Source organism: Microvirga lotononidis, assembly GCF_034627025.1.
Taxonomy (GTDB): domain Bacteria; phylum Pseudomonadota; class Alphaproteobacteria; order Rhizobiales; family Beijerinckiaceae; genus Microvirga; species Microvirga lotononidis.
Genome location: NZ_CP141050.1, coordinates 498,263 through 516,812, shown reverse-complemented (window position 1 = coordinate 516,812; position 18,550 = coordinate 498,263). Strand labels below are relative to the sequence as shown.

The following is an 18,550-nucleotide window of genomic DNA, read 5'->3' as shown; positions in this document are numbered from 1 at the left end:
GTTAACCCGCACCGGGCACATTGAGGCAAATTCAGCCGCATGACAGTTTCAAGCGGCGACATTCGCCGCGACTTTCCACGCTGCCATGGCGTTGACGCGGTGAAGGTGGGTCGCGCGGGCAGAGCGGCGGGAGCGAGGCGGAACAAAAAGGTTGCGGACGGCAGAGAACACGTTGACGAACCTCTGCAGCCCTCCGACACATCGAAAGCCCTGCCCGCCCGTTCTCGCCGGCGGAACGGCAGATGCGAATTATCCGCTCTGTTATTCAGACCCTTATGTGCGCGGTGCTCGACTTCTGGCATGATCTGACGGTGGGCAGAAGTTTAGGAGCCGAGCTTGTCGGTAATCATGCGCCGGGATGGGCAGCCTTGTTTCTTCACCAGCCGCTTCAGCAAGCGCTTGGCCGCCTTGGTGTCGCGCCGGCTCTGAACGATTTCATCAAGCACATAGCCATCCTGATCAACCGCCCGCCAGAGCCAATGCTTCTTGCCTGAGATCGTGCCCACAACCTCATCGAGGTGCCAGATGTCGCGACGGTTTGGTTTCTTGCGCCTGAGGCGGTGAGCGTACGCCGGCCCAAACTTCAGCGCCCACCGGCGGACCGTCTCATACGAGACGACCATGCCGCGCTCGAGGAGCATCTCCTCGACCAGTCTCAGGCTCAAGGGGAACCGGTAGTACAACCAAACCGCATGGGCAATGATCTACGGCGGAAAGCGGTGACGCTTGTAGCTGACAGGCTTGGTCATGCCAGCCCGTCTACCCGGTCGCAGTCAAACCCGAGTTAACGTGATGTCGTGGATGGCGCCCTCCACCAGCGTCAGCCATGCCAGAATAGGCATGTTGGAGAACCGGAGAGGAACCACTCATCATGCCAGAGATTGCCACGATCGGCCTTGATATCGCGAAGAACGTCTTCCAGGTCCACGGCATCGACCGGAATGGCAAGATCGTCCTGCGCAAGGCACTGCGGCGCAGCCAGGTGCCAGGTTTCTTCAGCACCCTTCCACCTTGCCTGATCGGGTTGGAGGCGTGCGCGACGGCTCACCACTGGGCCCGCACGCTCATGGCTTTCGGACATGACGTTCGGCTGATCCCTCCGGCCTATGTCAAACCCTATCTGCGCCGGCAGAAGAACGATGCCGCCGACGCCGCTGCCATCTGCGAGGCGGTCACGCGGCCGTCCATGCGCTTCGTCCCGGTCAAGAGCCCGCAGCAGCAGAGCACCCTCATGCTGCACCGAGCCCGCGATCTCCTGATCGGGCAGCGGACAGCCCTGATCAACGCCCTGCGCGGTCACTTTGCCGAGCTGGGCATCGTGGTAGCACAAGGCGCTCGCAACACGCGCCAGCTGATCGCCCTTATCCATGATAACGCCAGTCCCGATCTCCCCGCCACCGCCCGGATGGCGCTCCAGCCTCTGGCAGCGATGCTGATCGGGATCGAGGCGCAGATTGCCAGGCTCGACAAAGCCATTCTGGCCGCCCACCGCAGCGATCCGGTCAGCACAAGGCTCGCCGGCATTCCGGGCATCGGCCCGATTGTGGCCTCCTGTCTCTCGGCCAGTGTCTCCGATGCCAGGCTGTTCCAGGGCAGTCGGGAGTTTGCCGCCTATCTCGGTCTCGTGCCGCGGCAGCATTCAACCGGCGGCAAGCCACGGCTGGGCTCCATCTCCAAGATGGGCAACCGGCACCTGCGCAAGCTGCTGGTCGTCGGAGCACACGCGGCGCTCTACAGCCTGAAGTCTGGCAAGACCCGAACGCCCCTTCCCGAACGCCCCTGGCGGACTGGGCCCGGAGCCTCCTGGTCAAGAAGCCGTTCAAGGGGGTGGCCGTGGCCCTGGCCAACAAGATCGCCCGGAGCGCCTGGGCGGTGATGGCCAGGAGCACGGCTTACCAGCCGGGGAGCACGGGAGCCGCCGCGCCGGCGGCCTCATAGACAGCGAGCTCAGACTATTCGCCCTCAGGGCAACTCAGTTGGCACGGTGATGATGAGATGATGTGAAGCCACAGCGGACATGGACCGCCGAAACTGGGAAACCCGTGGCATCGTCTTGCGCCAGTCGAGCGCGATAACGTGAGAGGGACCAGTTCCAGCGTAAAACATCAGGGCCAGCGGTCATGCAGCACCGCGTTCAAAGGCCGGAGACATGACTGCACCCGCCCCGCTAGGCCGAAACGTCAACAACAATCACATTGCCAAACGGGCGCCATCCAGACATGACAACGCCCGCACAAGGGACGTATCCGACGCTGCCCGGCTCGGACTGAACGGGGATCAGCCGAAGATCCGGCCACTGGCTGGCCTCGTCATCCGGTCAACATGAGGCATGGCCACCTCCCAAACTGCCCCGATTACGCTAGCGAGTGGTTGCCGGTGTCATTGCAGCGAACCAAGCCTCCGCAATCCTTCGCTCGCCGGATGCATTAGGATGAATTCCATCATACAAGTCGCTTGCCGGATCGATCGCCCTGTTGAGGTCGACTATGTCGACTCGCGCAACTTCCGATAGAACACCTTGCAAGTTTTGGTTGAGGGCGTTTACAGCTGTATCCAACCCTCGTTTGCCAGGGCAATAGGCGTCATCAAATCCGAGACTCTGTGCGCTTCCCAGCGGTAGCACTGTCGATATCAGTATCGTTGAGGAGGGAGTGATGGAGTGAATGATAGCAACCATTTGCTTTATTCTTGCAACGATGCCGTTGGTATCTTCGCACTTGAGGATGTCGTTCGTGCCGATTTGAAGTAGTATAAAGGCGGGAGCGTGTGTGGAAAGCCAATCGCCGAGTTGCCCCCGTCCTTCACCCGAACCCGATAGTTCGGACAGGACGTCCCGGGTCGTCCATCCGCTATGCCCCTCGTGATCCATATCGAAGTCGGGATTCGGGGGCTGCTCGTTATAGTAGCCGTTCAGGTGCCTCGATCCGAGAAAATCTACCTTGTATTCTGCGTTCCGAAGGAGGTGCCAGAGATGTCGACGATAGGAATCATGCCTACCGTCCCCATCGGTAATTGAATCCCCAATAGGCAAAATCCCAATTGGTTGATGATGCTCAGCTGCTGGAGAGATACCTATGAGAGCGGCCAACAACCAAGCGAGTGTTATGGACCGCGATGGATGCAAAGCCATAGGTGCGTGCCTTCTAATACAGGGGTGAGCCTTACGCCTCAGCTTTAACGGAAGCGTCATGCCGTCGAGTTGGCGGAAAGATGCTGCGGGAGCGTCTTCACACTACTCCCAACCGGACTGGGCCCGAGCATTGTTTGGCTAGAGATTGCTCCGATTCTGCTTGGTCTTCAATTCTCTCTTTTGCCTTCGCTTTTCGACGGTTTCGAAGAAAAAAAGCGTTAGTAATATGATTGTCTGCTGATTATGAGTTAAGCATCCTGTGATTGCTGATGAGGCAGCATCTGCCTCCATAGTGCATGTCTTGTCCAAAGTTCAATCAGAATGCACAGAACGCAATGGACGGCTGGCTTCGCATATGTATTCCAGTACGCCCTTGTAAGTACTCCCGAGTTAGATCTCATTCAAAGAGTGCGTATTGATCTTCAGCGCGATGGCGAGGCAATATCGATCGAACAAAAAAGTCCGTACGCGAAATTGCCACCGCAGTCACGGGCAGGGGAATCCTTCCAAAAATAAAACGCCAGAATCTTCTTCCCGCTTGGAATCTCGTGCGAGGAGATATGGTCATGTATGCTGAAATGTTCCGAGGGCTCTATCGGTCTTCTCTACTTGGTTGCACAACCCTTGCAAGATCAATTATAGTCGGCGGTCGTGCTGCATTGCGCCATGCCGCCACTTTCCAGAATGAGCGCGGCGTCACAGCAATCCCTGCGGTTATCACACACCAGCCGGCACGACGAGGTCCGTACGGCTGCACATAGCGTACTCTCGCTACAGCTTCATGTAGCGGACTCGTCTCCCGTGTGCCGGCAGGACCACTGAGACTTTCGATTACAACACAGCATTCCAACAAAGACATTTCAATTCTTGCCGACGAGCACGTTGGCAAGGAGCGGTCACTCATGCCCACGACGAACCTGGAGACCACAATGCTCACAAAAACTGAACCGATGAACGCGCTGAGGATTCTGCCTGGAATTCCGATCCCGTCGGCCGCTTCTCACCGGAGAATCCTTGTCACTGGAGGCGCGGGCTTTCTCGGCTCGCATCTATGTGAGCGCCTGCTCAATGAGGGCCACGAGGTGACTTGCCTCGACGACTTCTCCACGGGTCAGGAACGCAACATCCGCAAGTTACGCGACAGCAGCCGGTTTCATGTCGTCTCGCACGACGTTGCAACTCCCTTCGTCGCGGACGTGGACGAGATCTACAACCTGGCCTGTCCCGCGTCCCCGCCGCACTATCAGGCAGATCCCGTCAGGACGATGCGCACGAGTGTGCTGGGTGCGTTGAACATCCTTGACCTGGCCCGCAGCCGGGGCATCAAAGTCTTCCAAGCCTCGACCTCCGAGATCTACGGCGATCCCGACATCCACCCGCAGCCGGAAGCATATTGGGGCAACGTCAATCCCATTGGACCACGCTCCTGTTATGACGAGGGCAAGCGCTGCGCCGAGACGCTCTTCTTCGATTATGCGCGCAACCACGACGTCCGCATCAAGGTGGTCCGGATCTTCAACACTTATGGCCCCCGCATGCACCCGGAGGACGGGCGGGTTGTTTCCAATTTCATTGTTCAAGCCCTGAAGGGTGAGGACATCACGGTCTACGGCGACGGAGCCCAGACACGGTCCTTCTGCTACGTCGACGATCTGATCGAAGGATTCGTGCGCCTCATGAACGCGCCCAACGACGTGACGGGGCCAATTAACATCGGCAACCCCGGCGAGTTCACGATGCTCGAACTCGCCGAGATCGTCATTGACCTCGTTAACTCACCATCCCGCATTGTTCACCTGCCGCTACCCGTTGACGACCCACGCCAGCGGCGGCCGGACATTGAGGTTGCCAAGCGCGAACTCGGATGGACGCCTCGAATCAAGCTCATGGACGGGCTGCGTCTGACCATCAGCTACTTCGACGAACTCCTGCGCGCGCCTTCGGCCACAGGCGCCTATCAGCGCGAATACCGGGAGGTCGTCGCATGAGCAGGACCCGCATTCTCGTCACCGGCGGCGCCGGCTACATCGGAAGCCATACCTGCAAGGCCCTTGCACAGAACGGCTTTGAGCCGGTTGCCTATGACAATCTCGTTGCGGGGCACCGAGACGCGGTGCGCTGGGGTCCTCTCGTCATCGGCGATGTCCTCGACCGACAAGCTCTTGTCGAAACCATGAGGCGATACGATCCCGCCGCCGTCATCCATTTCGCGGCTCATGCCTATGTTGGCGAGTCAGTCATCGAGCCTGCCAAGTACTATCGCAACAATGTCCATGGCACGCAAACACTCCTCGATGCCTGCCGAGGTGCGGGATTGCTGAATGTCATCTTCTCCAGTTCTTGCGCCACGTACGGCGTTCCCGAGGCATTGCCGATCCGCGAAGACTCACCTCAGGATCCGATCAATCCCTACGGGCGCAGCAAGCTCATCGGCGAGCAGATGCTCGCCGACTATGCAACGGCCTATGGGATGCGCTACGTCGCCTTGCGCTACTTCAACGCCTGCGGCGCAGACCCGGGTGGCGAGATTGGGGAGCGACACGATCCGGAAACGCACCTCATCCCGCGGGCCCTGATGGCTGCGGCGGGGAAGTTGCCCCACCTGTCCGTGTTCGGAGATGACTATCCGACACCAGATGGAACCTGTATCCGCGACTACATCCACGTATCAGATCTGGCCAGAGCCCACCTGGCCGCAGTGCTCCATCTCCTCAAGGGGGGCGAGAACCTCGCGGCCAATCTCGGCACAGGGCGCGGAATCTCCATCAAGGAGATCCTGACGGCCGTCGAGCAGGTGACCGGACGGCGGGTTCCGGTGCGGTTCGAGCAGCGCCGAGCTGGCGATCCGCCAATCCTCTTCGCGAACCCGGCGCTGGCCCGGGAGCGGCTCGGCTTCTGGCCGGAGCTCTCGGACGTCGATACCATCGTCCGATCGGCGGCCCCGTTCTTCGAACTCGAGGCCCGCCCATGACCCTGGTCCTCGAACACGAACCCCGAAGCGAAGGGCTTTCACCCCTTCCTCCGGTTGGGCCTGGCAAGGCAGCAGCGACCGAGGAGCAGCCCCTGCTCGTGCCGCTGTTCACCGGGTACCGGAAGGCCGGGTATTGGATGCTCGCTGCGATCTGGTTGGCCACGTTGGTCTACTTCTGGGAGTGGTGGCTGCGGCCTGAGCACAACATCGGCACAATCCGCTACACCGTCACCACGTTGACGCTCGCTTGGCTGACACTCCTGCCCCTGTACTTTGTCTTCATCTTTCTCAACGGACGCATGCCAAACGCTGCACGGCCGGCACCCAGGGACCACCGCGTCGCCATGGTGGTGACCAAGGCTCCGTCCGAGCCGTTCCCGATTGTAAAGGAGACTTTGGAGGCCATGCTCCGGCAGACTTATCCGCATGACGCATGGCTTGCCGACGAGGATCCCACACCCGAAACGATCGCCTGGTGCGCGGCGCACGGGGTCCGAATTTCAACCCGCAAAGGGCGCAATGATTACCATCGCGTGACCTGGCCCCGGCGCACCCGCTGCAAGGAGGGCAATCTCGCCTTCTTCTACGATCACTTCGGCTACGAGAACTACGACTTCGTCGCACAGCTCGATGCTGATCACGTACCTGACGAGACTTACCTGGAGGAGATGCTCCGGCCGTTCGGAGATCCACACGTCGGCTATGTATCGGCGCCGAGCATCTGCGATCGGAACGCTTCAGGGAGCTGGTCGGCGCGCGGTCGCCTGTACGTGGAGGCGATGCTGCATGGAGCGCTTCAGGCGGGCTACAATGGCGGCCTCGCGCCCCTGTGTATCGGTTCGCACTATGCGGTGCGGACCAAGGCCCTGAAGGAAATTGGCGGCCTTGGCCCCGAACTCGCCGAAGATCACTCAACGACGCTGTTCATGAATGCGTATGGCTGGCGCGGCGTGCACGCCGTCAACGCCATCGCGCACGGCGATGGCCCGCAGACCTTCGCCGACATGGTCACGCAAGAATTCCAGTGGTCACGCAGCCTGATGATGATCCTGCTTGAGTACACACCCGGCCTCCTGCACGGCATGCCGTGGCGGCTGAAGCTCCAGTTCCTGTTCTGCCAGCTCTGGTATCCGCTGTTCTCTCTCGTCATGCCGCTGATGTTTGTCATGCCGATCGTCGCGCTGGTGCTCGATGCTAATATCGTGGGGGTCACCTATCCCGAATTCATGCTCCACTTCGGAGTCGGAACGCTCGCGCTGGTGCTCATCGTCGCCACCCTTGCCCGTAGCGGATGGGGACGCCCAGCTGACGGAAAGGTCCTGAGCTGGGAAGGCACGCTCTTCCTGTTTGCGCGCTGGCCCTGGTCGTTGCTCGGCACGGCAGCCGCTGTGCGCGACTGGTGGACCGGCACGATCGTTGAGTTCCGCGTCACTCCAAAGGGCACAGCCGAAACCCCACCCCTGCCGACCCGGGTGGTCCTTCCCTACGCACTTCTATCGCTCGCGTCGGGGTTGCCCGCGCTCCTGCTCGACCATCGCGAGAGCTCGGCCGGGTTCTACGTCTTCACCATCGTCAACTGCGTTCTCTACGCGATTCTGACAGTCACGATCCTCGTCCGGCATTGCACCGAAAACGGCATCCTGCGGCCGGGGGACTCCATCGCGATCGGCCGGGCCAACTGCGTTCCGGCCATGGTGATCGCGGCGATGATCCTGGTCCCATGCCTCGCGATGCCGCGTCGTATCCCACAGGGGCTGGCCGGTATCACCTTCGGCATCGAGAAGGCGCTCGAGCAGATCCCTGGCCGAACCTGGCTGGCAACCGACACTCCCCGCGCCCAACACTTGGCACTCAAGGAGATCCGATCATGACGAACCCGGCTATCATGCCGTTGGCCACGGCAACCCTGTGCACGTTCCTCGCCCTTGCTCCCACCGCCGAGGCAGCCACGCCGAAGCGCCAGCCAGGCAGGGTCATGTCGGCTGAGCAAGTGGAGCTCCTGTTCCGGAACAAGACATGGCTGTGGACGAACGGCGCAGGATACTTCGCGGCAGACGGGAGCTTTCTCGCGTGGAGTGGATCCAGCATCGCCAAGTCCAGCTACGCGAAGGGCCGATGGTATGCCACAGGCGACGGAAGCATGTGCTTCGAGGCTACTTGGCACGTCCTTAGCGGAGCCAAGGGATCCACCACGTGCTTTACGCACCGAAGCCTGGGGCAAACCATCTACCAGAGGAAGAACCCTTCGGGACCATGGTACGAGTTCAGGCATACTCCCGTCGCCGCGAAAGACGAGTTCAGGAAGCTGGTGCGTGGCGACAGGGTCACCACCAAGATTGCGAGACTTGAGGCAGCCTTTGCACGGCTGGCGCCACCCCAGCCGTCGAGCAAGCCTCTTGATGTCGCTCCAGTGACAGCCACAGATCCGGCGGCCGCACCGACTGAGCCAGGAGAGACTGGCCCGGTCCCTGCAGGTCCGACGGAGATGCCTGTTATCACGCCCGAGGCGCAAACCTTAAGATCGTCCGCTGCAGGCCCGGTCGAAGATAGGCCGGCTCCGATGAACGGGAGCCCGCCCCCGTCGCCGGTCTCATCCATGGAAGGACATCCGGCAGCGGAAGCCCCCGCGTCAGAATCAATCGCTCGGGAGGCGACCGCTCTGCCAGCCCCCGAGGTCCCCCAGCCGCCGACAGAGGCAGCGCCATCGCAGTGAACCATTCAAGGACGTTTGAACAACCTGGCAGGAGAGAGACTTATGACAGACAAGGAAACAAGGCAGACGATCATCGGCCGAGTGCTCACTGCTGCAACACTCGCGGCTGCAGCCATGGCCGTCCCGTCGCTTGGCGTAGCACAAACATACCAATTGCCGCGGATGATGAACTCGGGCGAATTGCTCGAGCTCTACGGCGGCAAATCCTGGAGGTGGGATGAAGGCGGTGGATACCTGCATAAGGACGGAAGGTTCACCGCTTTCGTACCAGGCAAGTCCATCGCCAACTCGACCTACGCCGAAGGGCAATGGTCCGTCAATGACAACGGCGTCATGTGCTTCGAGGCCACGTGGCACGTCGGCAAGAAAACCAAGTCGGATGGCAAGTGCTTCCAGCACAAGGTGCTTGGCGAGGCCATCTTCCAGCGCGTCCTGCCGGATGGCGACTGGTACACCTTCAGAGCCGCCAAGGTGCCCCTTCCCCAAAACGAGTATGCCAAGTTCAGCTCCGGCGACATGGTCACGCCACAGGCAAAACGCCTGAAGGCGGCCTTCGATCGCTAGGCCCTGCATTGCCCCATCCCAGCCAACGGATATCCAGAAAGGAGATTGACATCATGAGAGTCGCAATCATCGGAACCGGCTACGTAGGACTTGTCTCAGGCACGTGCTTCGCCGAGATCGGCCATAGCGTCACCTGCGTCGACAAGGACGAGGGCAAGATCGCAGGCCTGCACAAGGGCAAGCTGCCGATCTACGAACCCGGCCTTGACGAGATGGTGCGGACCAACGCCGAGGCCGGACGCCTCTCCTTCACCACCGATCTCACGGCTGCGGTGTCCACCGCCGAGGTCGTCTTCATCGCAGTCGGGACGCCGGCCCGCGCGGCGGATGGCCAAGCGGATCTGTCGTATGTGTTCGCCGCCACCCGCGAGATTGCCCGCGCCATGCAGGGTTACACGGTCGTCGTCACCAAATCGACCGTCCCGGTCGGAACGGGAGACGCTATCGAGCGGATCATCCGCCGCGAGAACCCCACGGCTACGGTCTCGGTGGTGTCGAACCCCGAGTTCCTGCGCGAAGGCGCGGCCGTCGACGACTTCATGAAGCCGGACCGGGTGGTGGTCGGCAGCAACAGTCAACAGGCCCGCGCCATGATGGCGGAACTTTATCGTCCCCTAACGGGAAACGCGTCCCCGATCCTGTTTGCCGGACGGCGCACGGCGGAACTCATCAAGTACACGGCGAACGCCTTCCTCGCGACGAAGATCACGTTCATCAACGAGATCGCGAACCTCTGCGAGGCCGTCGGGGCCGACGTGCGCGAGGTGGCGAACGGCATCGGCCTCGACAATCGCATTGGCGGCAAGTTCCTCCAGCCCGGACCAGGCTATGGAGGCTCGTGCTTCCCGAAGGACACGCTCGCATTGCTCCGCACGGCGCAAGACCACGGGATCACGCTCCGTCTCGTCGAGGATACGGTCGCCGTCAACGATGCACGCAAGCGGGCCATGGCGCGCAAGGTCATGGAGGCCATGGGCGGATCGGTCGAGGGCCTGACCGTCGCCGTGCTCGGGCTCACGTTCAAGCCCGATACCGATGACATGCGCGAGTCGCCATCGCTGTCGCTCATCGACGCCCTCCAGCGAGGCGGTGCGACCGTCCGTGCCCACGACCCAGTGGGGACCGAGCAGGCACGGCGCTATCTCGATGACGTCGAGTTCCTCGGCGATCCCTATGATTGCGTAGAGGGTGCCGATGTCATTGTCCTGATGACCGAATGGGACAGTCTGCGCCGGCTCGACCTTAGACGGATTCGCGGTCTCGTCCGCCAGCCCGTCTTCGTCGACCTGCGTAACGCGTATCGATCGGACGTGGTGGAGAGATTCGGGTTCCGCTTCACGGGTATCGGACTCGGAGCGGAGCAGACCACGCCCAATGGTCACGAACTGCCCGCGCGATTGGAGGAGCCCTCTATGCTGCCGGTCTTCAATGGCCTTGCCGGGCAGAGCGAGCCCCACCCGTCGCCGATCGTCGCATGAGCAAGCTGGTCGCCATACCCCATTCCGCCTCCATGGGGTGGCCGCGCCGCATATTGCATGCGGCGCGGCGATGGTTGCTCGGCGCCAGCTTCTGGCAAATGCTCGGGCGGGGTCGCGCCAGGCGCTATCCTCACCGCGGTCTCGTGCTGGCAGCCGCTGGGCTGGGATTGACCGCGATCGGCGGTGCGTCGCTGCTCCCAAGGCCGAAGCCGATACGGTTCGGCGTGTATGACCCGGGTCGGGCGTTCGCGAATGCGGGCAACATCTCGATCGAGCACGTCTTCGTGCACTGGCAGGTCTTCAGACCAGACGAATTCCGCGCTCTCGCACGCTATGTCCGTGAGCAGCACCGGCAGCTCATGGTAACGGTCGAGCCTTGGACCAGGGCAGAGAACTGGACGGATGGGGGCGACGCTCTCGCCTACGAGATCATCGCGGGCAAGTTCGATCGCGAGATCACGACAATCTGTCAGGAGTTCGGGGCTGACGGGACGCCCGTGCTGGTCCGTTGGGGGCATGAAATGGACGACCAGAGCGGGCGCTATCCGTGGGCTGACAGGCGTCCCGAGGAGTATATCGCGGCATACCGCTACTTCGTCGACCGGTGCCGCGCCGCTGCGCCGACTGCGCGGTTCATCTGGTCACCTAAGGGCATGCCGCATCTCGCCCGGTACTACCCCGGAGACGCCTTCGTCGACTACGTCGGGCTCGGTCTTTACGGCTATCGGGCATGGGACATCCATCAATACGGTGCTCCCCAGACTTACCAACAAGCGTTGGAGACGCTCCACGAGCGGGTCGAGCGGTTTGGAAAGCCGATCATCGTCGCGGAGGTCGGCGTCTCCGGCAACACCGCATACCGTCGGCAATGGCTCGATAGCCTCACCAAAAGGGATGGCAATTTCCTGGACGTGGAGGCCGTCGTCTACTTCAACGCTCTCGAACCACACCGCTGGCCTGCGCCCTTCGGCTCTCCCGACTGGCGCATCTCTCCCCGCGACCTCAACGGAAATCCCTCATGACCCGCTATAGGAACTTCGACACCCTGAGGCTGATTGCGGCCTCCAGCGTCATCTTCTCCCACTCGTTCCTCATTGCCGAGGGCCATGAGCGCAACGAACCCTTTGCAGGGCCGTTCGGGCACATTCTCGCCATCTATGGCGTGTTCATCTTCTTCATCCTCAGCGGACTCCTCGTCACGCAGAGCATGATGGACGCCCGGTCGCTTCCGACCTTTTCTCTGAAGCGGTTTGGCCGCATCGTCCCAGGCCTTCTTGTGTGCAATGTGCTCACTATCCTGATTGCAGTAGAGTGGTTCTACGAGGGCACGTGGGCGCAGTTCTTGGCGGAGCATGGCCGGATGGTGCTCACCTCCCTCAGTCTCATCGGCGATGGCCCTTACTTCAACGGACTCGAGTTGTATCCCTCTCCGATCTATCTTGGCACCATTCTCAATGGATCCCTTTGGACGATCCAACAGGAAGTGCTCTCGTACGGTCTTGTTGCACTGCTGTTCTGCATCGGTGGATTGAACCTTACCGTGGTCGCCCTTCTGTTCTACGCGGTCCTGTGCATGCAGTACTTCGGCTTCTGGGGCTTCAGCAAGTTCATGGGAAACTTCATCCTGGTGGCGCCATGCTTCTTCGCCGGGATGATAATGTACTTCGTACTGCGGTATCATCGCCCGGCCGGTAGCTTGGCGCTCCTCTGCCTACTGCTTCTGGCTGGGGCCGCGTATTTCCGCGTCTTGGACTATACCTTCCCGCTTCTGGGCGCCTATCTCATCGCCTATCTCGGCACGGCTGCGCCGATTAATCTCGGCAACTCGGCGCGGTTCGGCGACCTGTCGTATGGAACCTACCTGTACGGCTGGCCTGTGCAGCAATTGGTGCGGGCGTGGCTCGGCGAGGGGGCGCAGTGGTGGCAGATCTTCGCGGTCGCGCTACCCGTGGCCCTCGTCTTGGGATTTGTGTCGTGGCACCTTGTCGAAAAGCCCGGGCTGAAGCTGTTCGTGCCACGATCGGGGAAGAAGCGGCCCGTGCCTCATGCACCGACGGACGGGCAGCTTTCCGTTCCGGCGGAACCGAATAGTTCGCTGGCGTGATCGGGTCATCGGTGCGATCCCTGGTTAAGTTCGGGACCGCACCAAGCGCTGGCATAAGACGACGATGAAATCAGAGGCCGTCAGCTTCAGACCTGGCGACGGGATCGCGAACTTGACCGCTGCCGCTGTGCCTGAGCCATCCGTATCGTACCAGAGAATGCCCGTTGCGCGATCATAGGTCACGTGGTCATCGGCATCGTGGTCCGACGATCCGTTTCAGAACGCTCCTTCGGCGAGGCGCCCGACCTTAAGAGCTGTGAAAAAGGAGTTGTGCAAGCGGATCATATCATCGGCTACATTGAAGTCGGTTATGAAATCGACGTTCCTGCTCGCGAGGTGAGCCTCGAGCACGAAGGAGCCCTAGCTCTGTGCAGCTTTGGAGCTCGCTGCGGCTGAACTACGATGGGCGATGCTAAGAGGGGCTAATGGTGAAGGAAAATAGCAAGAACTTGGTCTAGGTTCGTCAGTTCACGGCGGAGATCATCCTGTGGGCGGTCAGCTGGTATCTCCAGTGTCCGATCAGCGATCGCAATCTCGAGCGCATGCTCGCCGATAGCGGCGTCATGGTCGAACATACGACCCTCTTTCGCAGGATCCAGGCTTATGCGCCCGAACTGGAAGCGTATCCGTCCGCATCTCCGGATGACGAATGGCTCCTGGCGCGTGGACGAAACGTTGTATTTGATGAGCGTTGCGGGCCATTCCCGCAGCATGAGGCCAGGATAGCCCGAACGAGACGTAAGACAGAAGTCTGCGATGTAGATAGTGCACCTGGCCTCTCCCACGCGCCCCAGCCGAGATCGGACGGTATCAAAGGTCATCCCACGACGGGTAAGCCTGCATTCACAAGGTTGATCAGCGCAAGGGGCCCTTCAGCAAGAGAAGGCTCTATGACAGTGTTCTTCGGCATTGATGTCGCAAAAGAAAGACTCGACTGCGCGGCGGTCGTGCAAGGCCGCGAGCGCCCTATTGGTCAGAAGTCATTTCCCAATACACCAGATGGTATCGAGAGAGCTGTCGCTTGGGTGATGAAGACCTCCAAGGCGGCCAAGCGTTTGCTGACCCGGCTGATGAGGAAGCAAGGGATGGCCCCCAGGCATATCGTCACCGACAAACTGTCCTCATACGGAGCGGCCAGACGCCAAGTCATGCCAAGTGTTGAGCACCGATCTCACAAGGGCCTCAACAACAGGGCTGAGAATTCGCATCTCCCGCTGGCGAAACGGGAGAGGATGATGCAGGGCTTTCAGTCTGTAGGAGGCCTGCAGCGGTTCACCTCGGTCATTTCTGCCGTCAGTAACCTGTTCGTCCCGCCTCATTCCCGCCGCGCGGCCCTCGCCACCCACCTCCACCGCCTACAAGCCATAGCGGCATGGAAGCCGCGGCGGGCGTGCTCGCCTGAATTCAACAAAGCAGGGCTGATTGCGACCTCCTCAGGTTACCGTGACATCACCGGCCCGACAGGGTCGTCATCAGCCCGGCCGTCGTCGGCTCCTCGGCCATGACGTCCGGCGCGAGGCCAATGCCGCGCAGGACCTTCGCGGGCTTGGGCCCGCGGGCGACCTTGCACGTCCGCCCCAGCGCGGCGATCACGTCCGCTTCGACGCCTCTGCGGCGCGCGAAGCCGAGAAGCCGCGACAAGCCCTCGCCGGTGTAGAGGAGCACGACATCGTGTCGGCCCTGGACGAGCCGGTCGATCCAGGCGTCCACCGGGGCCGGAACCTCCGCGTCGTGAATCGACACTAGCGGGCAGCGCACCGCGATGGCGCCATGTCGTTCGAGCATCCGCGTGACAACCTCCGTTTCCTGACGATCCGGATCCCAGCCCCATACTATAGGGGATCCTTCCTTCCGGCATTAACCGGGTGACGAAACTGATGAGGTCAGACCACGATCTGAGAAGCAACGCCACAGACAACACCGATGACTAGGAGGAACAGTGGGAACCACCTCGGACATGAGTGATGCTCTGGGTCAAAATCCACTGCAGCCTCCGTAAATGCTCTTGTTAGATAATCCTTGTCCCCAGTCCGCCGCAGAGACTCGTCGGCTCAAGATGGGGGCCGTTCGCCCATGCGTTTGAACATAGAGACCTAGCACCTCACCCTCTAAGACAGGTCCGAGCCAACGCTGAACGGTTTACAGTACTTGAGAACAGCCAGCTTCCGACCGACTTGTCCCATCGTTACGACCGACGCTTCACTGGCAGCCTGCACACGGAAGGCTGAGAGAAAGATAACCGTCACGATAGCAGTGACGACAATCAACAGAGCTTTTGTGTTCATTCCGGCCTCAGGACCGATCTCTGGTAAGTTTTTCGCGCGCGGCCCGGCTCGCATCTGCGATTGAAGGAAAGATCGTTAGATCGAGCGACTTGAATTTCAAACCAGCTGCGAAGAAGCGGAAACCACCTTCGGTGGCAACAACTATGCCGGCTGTAACATCACCGACTTCGATGACATGCGTGGTATGTGACATGACGAGATCTCCTGGCACCAGCGTGGAACTGGCAATAATGCAGGGTCTAATGCAGGCAGTATCGGGAAGATCTATGAGAGACGGCACCAGTCGCGGCTGCGACGAACCCGACGCGCCAAGCGCAATAGTGTGAGATGCAGCAACGGAACGATCATGATCGCGACCCTTTAATATGGATCACAAGGCGCACTGCACGCATCGTGACGCTTTAGCGTTTGTTCTCGCAGCGCAAGCTGTGCGCTTCAAATCACCGCGGCTGCCCGAGCGATATGTCTGTTCAGACAGCGCAGTTATGCTGCTTTCACCCGCCCAAGCTGTCAACGAGAATGTTCGTTTAAAAGATCGAGAGTCAGGAACGCCTCTTACTTACAGATGCCCACGTAGGCGAAAAATTATCTCTGTTCAGGGCATTTTCGTGTCTAATGTGCAGCAATGACGGTTAAATCTTCTACTAGCAGATGAATATAAGAAATAATTGTCTCGGTATGTGTGATGAATAATTGGACGGGCAGCCTCAATAACAATGCGTCTTTGAAGACTTATGCTGAAAACGTCCTTTTTGCTCTTGTTGGGGCCGAATTTCTCCGGATTGTGCATCACCAAGCATATATATTCTCCTGCAGCGCTGATCTTTAGAACAACAATTTATTGCCTTCCTGTCCGTTTTGGCGAACGATCATGGCATGCTTGGCGCTGCGTCGGACTACGTTCTGCGCCAAGCCCCGATTTTCCGCTTGGGAGCGAAACCATGCCGACAGATCGACAATTAAAGATGGGGTTCATGCTTCACGGGGTCGGCACCGGATGGGGCGACTGGAGGCATCCGGATGCCCAGCCCAACGCAAGCACCAACTTCTCCTACTATAAACAGCAGGCCACCATCGCTGAAAAAGCGAAGTTCGACTTTCTGTTCGTTGCGGACAGCGTGTTCATCACCGCTAAATCAAGTCCCCATTACCTCAACCGCTTTGAGCCCCTAACGATTCTGTCAGCGCTGGCCGGTGCGACGAGCCATATCGGCCTCGTTGCCACCGTGACCGTCAGCTATAGTGAACCGTTCAATATCGCCCGCCAGTTCGCGTCCCTCGACCATATCAGCGGCGGCAGAGCCGGCTGGAATGTCGTGACCTCCTGGCTCGAAGGCAGTGCAGCTAACTTCAGCAAATCCTCCCACTTGGCGCATGATACTCGGTACCGCCTCGCTGCGGAGTATCTCGATGTGGTGCAAGGACTGTGGGACTCCTGGGAAGACGACGCGCTTGTCCATGACAAAGCCAGCGGTGTGTTCCTCGACCCGGCCAAACTCCACGAACTCAACCATCACGGGGAGTTCTTCCAGGTCAAGGGACCGTTGAACATCGCCCGCTCGCGCCAAGGTCAGCCTGTGATCTTTCAAGCCGGGGCGTCGGAGGACGGCAAGAACTTCGCCGCAAGTCGTGCCGACGCGATCTTCGCTGGGCAAGAAACGTTCGAAGAGGCACAGGCCTATTACCACGACGTCAAGCAGCGTGCCTCCGGATTCGGACGCAATCCGGACCAACTCCTCGTCCTTCCAGGCATAAGACCCGTCATCGGGTCGACGGACGAGGAGGCTGAACGCAAATTTCAGGAGTTTACTGACCTTACCTCAATCGAAAATGCGCTTTCATTGCTCGGGCGCCCCTTCAACGACTATGATTTTTCGCAACACGATCTCGATGCCGCATTCCCCGACATTGCGGAACATGGCGCGAATAGCAACCAGAGCCAATCCCACCGGATCCTGGCTCTCGCGCGGCGAGACAACCTCACTCTCCGCGAGGTTGCTCGACGGTTTGCAACACCAAGAACCGACTTCATCGGGGCGCCGGAGAAGGTCGCCGACGCCTTTGAGACGTGGTTCATCAACCGAGCCGCTGACGGCTTTGTCTTCAACGTATCCCTGCCGAAGGAGTTGGAGGTCTTCGCCGACAACGTCGTGCCGATCCTCCAAAAGCGCGGCCTCTACCGGTCAGAATATGAGGCCGAAACATTCCGCGGCAACCTGGGCATACCGGTCCCGCCAAACCGTTATGCCGCTCCACTCACCCGCGTTGCGGCAGAGTAACTTACTCACTTTTGAGCCTATGCCCCTAGGAGGTTAGACCCCATGAAACTGTTCTCTCGTCGTGCCTTTGGGTTGGCCATAGGCGGGTTTGCCGCGGCGTCGATGCTCGGCTCTGCCTCAAGCTCCTGGGCCACTGACGATCTCAGCAAAGTTGTGTTGCGGGTCGGTGATCAAACCGGCGCAACCCGCGCCAAGCTGGAGGCCGCAGGCCTTCTGAAGGATGTTCCGTACCAGATCCAGTGGTCGGTGTACCCGGCAGCAGTTAACCTCCACGAAGCTCTGAAGGCTGACGCCGTCGATATTGGTTCCGCCGCCGATTCGCCGACCGTGAGCGCGATTGCCGGCGGATCGAAAATCAAGGTCGTGGCCAATTTCTCGAATGGTGGCCTGGGAACATCACTGATTGTGCCAGCCGGAAGCGCAATCAAGTCGATCGCCGACCTGAAGGGAAAGACAATTTCGCCTACGACCAGGGGAAGCGTCGCGCATTACCTCGTGCTTGGCGTCCTCAAGAAGGCTGGGCTTACTCCGGCTGATGTGAAACTCGCGTTCCTAACCCCGACTGATGCAAGTGCTGCGTTCCAGGCCGGTAGCATTGATGCATGGGGGACTTGGGGTGTTTACCTAGCCAGAACGATTGGGACCCTGAAAGCGACGGAGTTGACCGACGGGGTCGGCATCAACACCGGGAACGGCGTTCTCAGTGCAACCGACAGCGCTCTTGCCGATCAGCGCAAGGTCGCGGCGATTGCGGATTTCGCAGACCGGATTGAGCGGGGCTACACGTGGTCTCGTGAGAACAAGAGTGCCTACATCGATTTCTATGCCAAGTTCACCAAGCAGGACAAGGATACGGTCGAAAGCCTCTACCCGTCCGAGGCTGCCTTTCGCCGTACGCCGATCGACCAGGCCTTTGCCGCATCCCTCCAGGGTGTTTTTGAGACCTGGAAAGAGGCCGGCGTCCTGAGTGGCTCACTGAACCTGAGCGACTACGTTTACCGCGGTCTTCGGACCGATTGATCCCCC

General features: G+C 60.1%; 14 protein-coding genes and 4 pseudogenes. 14 read left to right on the top strand and 4 right to left on the bottom strand.

Annotation, left to right across the window (positions count from 1 at the left end; translation table 11 throughout):
- Positions 1 to 48 precede the first annotated feature (48 nt).
- Positions 49 to 704, bottom strand: a pseudogene (locus U0023_RS32050) (IS6 family transposase).
- Positions 705 to 871: 167 nt separating this feature from the next.
- Here U0023_RS32050 and U0023_RS32045 point away from each other — a divergent pair.
- Positions 872 to 1,938, top strand: a pseudogene (locus U0023_RS32045) (IS110 family RNA-guided transposase).
- Between the two features lie 421 nt (positions 1,939 to 2,359).
- Here U0023_RS32045 and U0023_RS35840 read toward each other — a convergent pair.
- The gene (locus U0023_RS35840) at positions 2,360 to 3,130 is read right to left on the bottom strand and encodes a GDSL-type esterase/lipase family protein (protein ID WP_009490105.1); all 771 of its coding nucleotides are present in this window, start codon (positions 3,128 to 3,130) and stop codon (positions 2,360 to 2,362) included.
- Between the two features lie 950 nt (positions 3,131 to 4,080).
- Here U0023_RS35840 and U0023_RS32040 point away from each other — a divergent pair.
- From U0023_RS32040 to U0023_RS32000, 11 genes and pseudogenes are all read left to right on the top strand, one after another.
- The gene (locus U0023_RS32040; RefSeq protein WP_052600472.1) at positions 4,081 to 5,118 is read left to right on the top strand and encodes a UDP-glucuronic acid decarboxylase family protein; all 1,038 of its coding nucleotides are present in this window, start codon (positions 4,081 to 4,083) and stop codon (positions 5,116 to 5,118) included.
- On the top strand, positions 5,115 to 6,101 hold the full coding sequence (gene galE, locus U0023_RS32035; RefSeq protein ID WP_009490109.1) for a UDP-glucose 4-epimerase GalE: 987 nt from the start codon (positions 5,115 to 5,117) through the stop codon (positions 6,099 to 6,101). The genes U0023_RS32040 and galE overlap by 4 nt, the downstream gene beginning before the upstream one ends.
- Entirely contained in the window at positions 6,098 to 7,972 is a 1,875-nt protein-coding gene (locus U0023_RS32030) for a glycosyltransferase family 2 protein (protein WP_009490111.1), read from the top strand. Before galE ends, U0023_RS32030 begins: the two co-directional genes overlap by 4 nt.
- Positions 7,969 to 8,814 carry a DUF995 domain-containing protein gene (locus U0023_RS35835; RefSeq protein ID WP_009490113.1) on the top strand — a complete coding sequence of 282 codons (846 nt, stop codon included), beginning with the start codon at positions 7,969 to 7,971 and terminating at the stop codon, positions 8,812 to 8,814. Before U0023_RS32030 ends, U0023_RS35835 begins: the two co-directional genes overlap by 4 nt.
- A 15-nt stretch (positions 8,815 to 8,829) precedes the next feature.
- Positions 8,830 to 9,378, top strand: a complete 549-nt coding sequence (locus tag U0023_RS32025; RefSeq protein ID WP_322883908.1) for a DUF995 domain-containing protein — start codon at positions 8,830 to 8,832, stop codon at positions 9,376 to 9,378.
- 53 nt (positions 9,379 to 9,431) lie between these two features.
- On the top strand, positions 9,432 to 10,856 hold the full coding sequence (locus tag U0023_RS32020; protein WP_009490117.1) for a UDP-glucose dehydrogenase family protein: 1,425 nt from the start codon (positions 9,432 to 9,434) through the stop codon (positions 10,854 to 10,856).
- Positions 10,853 to 11,878, top strand: a complete 1,026-nt coding sequence (locus U0023_RS32015; protein WP_009490119.1) for a glycoside hydrolase family 26 protein — start codon at positions 10,853 to 10,855, stop codon at positions 11,876 to 11,878. Before U0023_RS32020 ends, U0023_RS32015 begins: the two co-directional genes overlap by 4 nt.
- On the top strand, positions 11,875 to 12,960 hold the full coding sequence (locus tag U0023_RS32010) for an acyltransferase family protein (protein WP_009490121.1): 1,086 nt from the start codon (positions 11,875 to 11,877) through the stop codon (positions 12,958 to 12,960). The genes U0023_RS32015 and U0023_RS32010 overlap by 4 nt, the downstream gene beginning before the upstream one ends.
- A 183-nt stretch (positions 12,961 to 13,143) precedes the next feature.
- Complete coding sequence (locus tag U0023_RS32005) at positions 13,144 to 13,356, top strand: hypothetical protein (RefSeq protein ID WP_154660957.1); 213 nt, start codon at positions 13,144 to 13,146, stop codon at positions 13,354 to 13,356.
- An 83-nt stretch (positions 13,357 to 13,439) separates the two neighbouring features.
- A pseudogene (locus tag U0023_RS35965) lies at positions 13,440 to 13,635 on the top strand (IS6 family transposase); the annotation flags it as partial.
- 356 nt (positions 13,636 to 13,991) lie between these two features.
- A pseudogene (locus U0023_RS32000) lies at positions 13,992 to 14,362 on the top strand (DDE-type integrase/transposase/recombinase); the annotation flags it as partial.
- A gap of 47 nt (positions 14,363 to 14,409) precedes the next feature.
- Here the strand turns inward: U0023_RS32000 and U0023_RS31995 are convergent.
- Together U0023_RS31995 and U0023_RS31990 are read right to left on the bottom strand one after the other, a co-directional pair.
- Positions 14,410 to 14,745 carry a uroporphyrinogen-III synthase gene (locus U0023_RS31995; RefSeq protein WP_009490125.1) on the bottom strand — a complete coding sequence of 112 codons (336 nt, stop codon included), beginning with the start codon at positions 14,743 to 14,745 and terminating at the stop codon, positions 14,410 to 14,412.
- A 507-nt stretch (positions 14,746 to 15,252) separates the two neighbouring features.
- Positions 15,253 to 15,438, bottom strand: a complete 186-nt coding sequence (locus U0023_RS31990) for a hypothetical protein (protein WP_009490130.1) — start codon at positions 15,436 to 15,438, stop codon at positions 15,253 to 15,255.
- A 748-nt stretch (positions 15,439 to 16,186) separates the two neighbouring features.
- Between U0023_RS31990 and U0023_RS31985 the strand changes: the two genes are divergently transcribed.
- Together U0023_RS31985 and U0023_RS31980 are read left to right on the top strand one after the other, a co-directional pair.
- The gene (locus U0023_RS31985) at positions 16,187 to 17,524 is read left to right on the top strand and encodes an LLM class flavin-dependent oxidoreductase (protein WP_009490132.1); all 1,338 of its coding nucleotides are present in this window, start codon (positions 16,187 to 16,189) and stop codon (positions 17,522 to 17,524) included.
- A gap of 42 nt (positions 17,525 to 17,566) precedes the next feature.
- Positions 17,567 to 18,544, top strand: a complete 978-nt coding sequence (locus U0023_RS31980; protein WP_009490134.1) for an ABC transporter substrate-binding protein — start codon at positions 17,567 to 17,569, stop codon at positions 18,542 to 18,544.
- The last annotated feature ends 6 nt before the right edge of the window (positions 18,545 to 18,550 follow it).

Excerpts from the sequence above, each read along its gene's own strand:
- U0023_RS32015 (WP_009490119.1), top strand. The coding sequence starts at position 10,853 with ATGAGCAAGCTGGTCGCCATACCCCATTCCGCCTCCATGGGGTGGCCG.
- galE (WP_009490109.1), top strand. The coding sequence starts at position 5,115 with ATGAGCAGGACCCGCATTCTCGTCACCGGCGGCGCCGGCTACATCGGA.
- U0023_RS35835 (WP_009490113.1), top strand. The coding sequence starts at position 7,969 with ATGACGAACCCGGCTATCATGCCGTTGGCCACGGCAACCCTGTGCACG.
- U0023_RS31995 (WP_009490125.1), bottom strand. The coding sequence starts at position 14,745 with ATGCTCGAACGACATGGCGCCATCGCGGTGCGCTGCCCGCTAGTGTCG.
- U0023_RS31985 (WP_009490132.1), top strand. The coding sequence starts at position 16,187 with ATGCCGACAGATCGACAATTAAAGATGGGGTTCATGCTTCACGGGGTC.
- U0023_RS35840 (WP_009490105.1), bottom strand. The coding sequence starts at position 3,130 with ATGGCTTTGCATCCATCGCGGTCCATAACACTCGCTTGGTTGTTGGCC.
- U0023_RS32030 (WP_009490111.1), top strand. The coding sequence starts at position 6,098 with ATGACCCTGGTCCTCGAACACGAACCCCGAAGCGAAGGGCTTTCACCC.
- U0023_RS32040 (WP_052600472.1), top strand. The coding sequence starts at position 4,081 with ATGAACGCGCTGAGGATTCTGCCTGGAATTCCGATCCCGTCGGCCGCT.
- U0023_RS32020 (WP_009490117.1), top strand. The coding sequence starts at position 9,432 with ATGAGAGTCGCAATCATCGGAACCGGCTACGTAGGACTTGTCTCAGGC.
- U0023_RS31990 (WP_009490130.1), bottom strand. The coding sequence starts at position 15,438 with ATGTCACATACCACGCATGTCATCGAAGTCGGTGATGTTACAGCCGGC.
- U0023_RS32010 (WP_009490121.1), top strand. The coding sequence starts at position 11,875 with ATGACCCGCTATAGGAACTTCGACACCCTGAGGCTGATTGCGGCCTCC.
- U0023_RS31980 (WP_009490134.1), top strand. The coding sequence starts at position 17,567 with ATGAAACTGTTCTCTCGTCGTGCCTTTGGGTTGGCCATAGGCGGGTTT.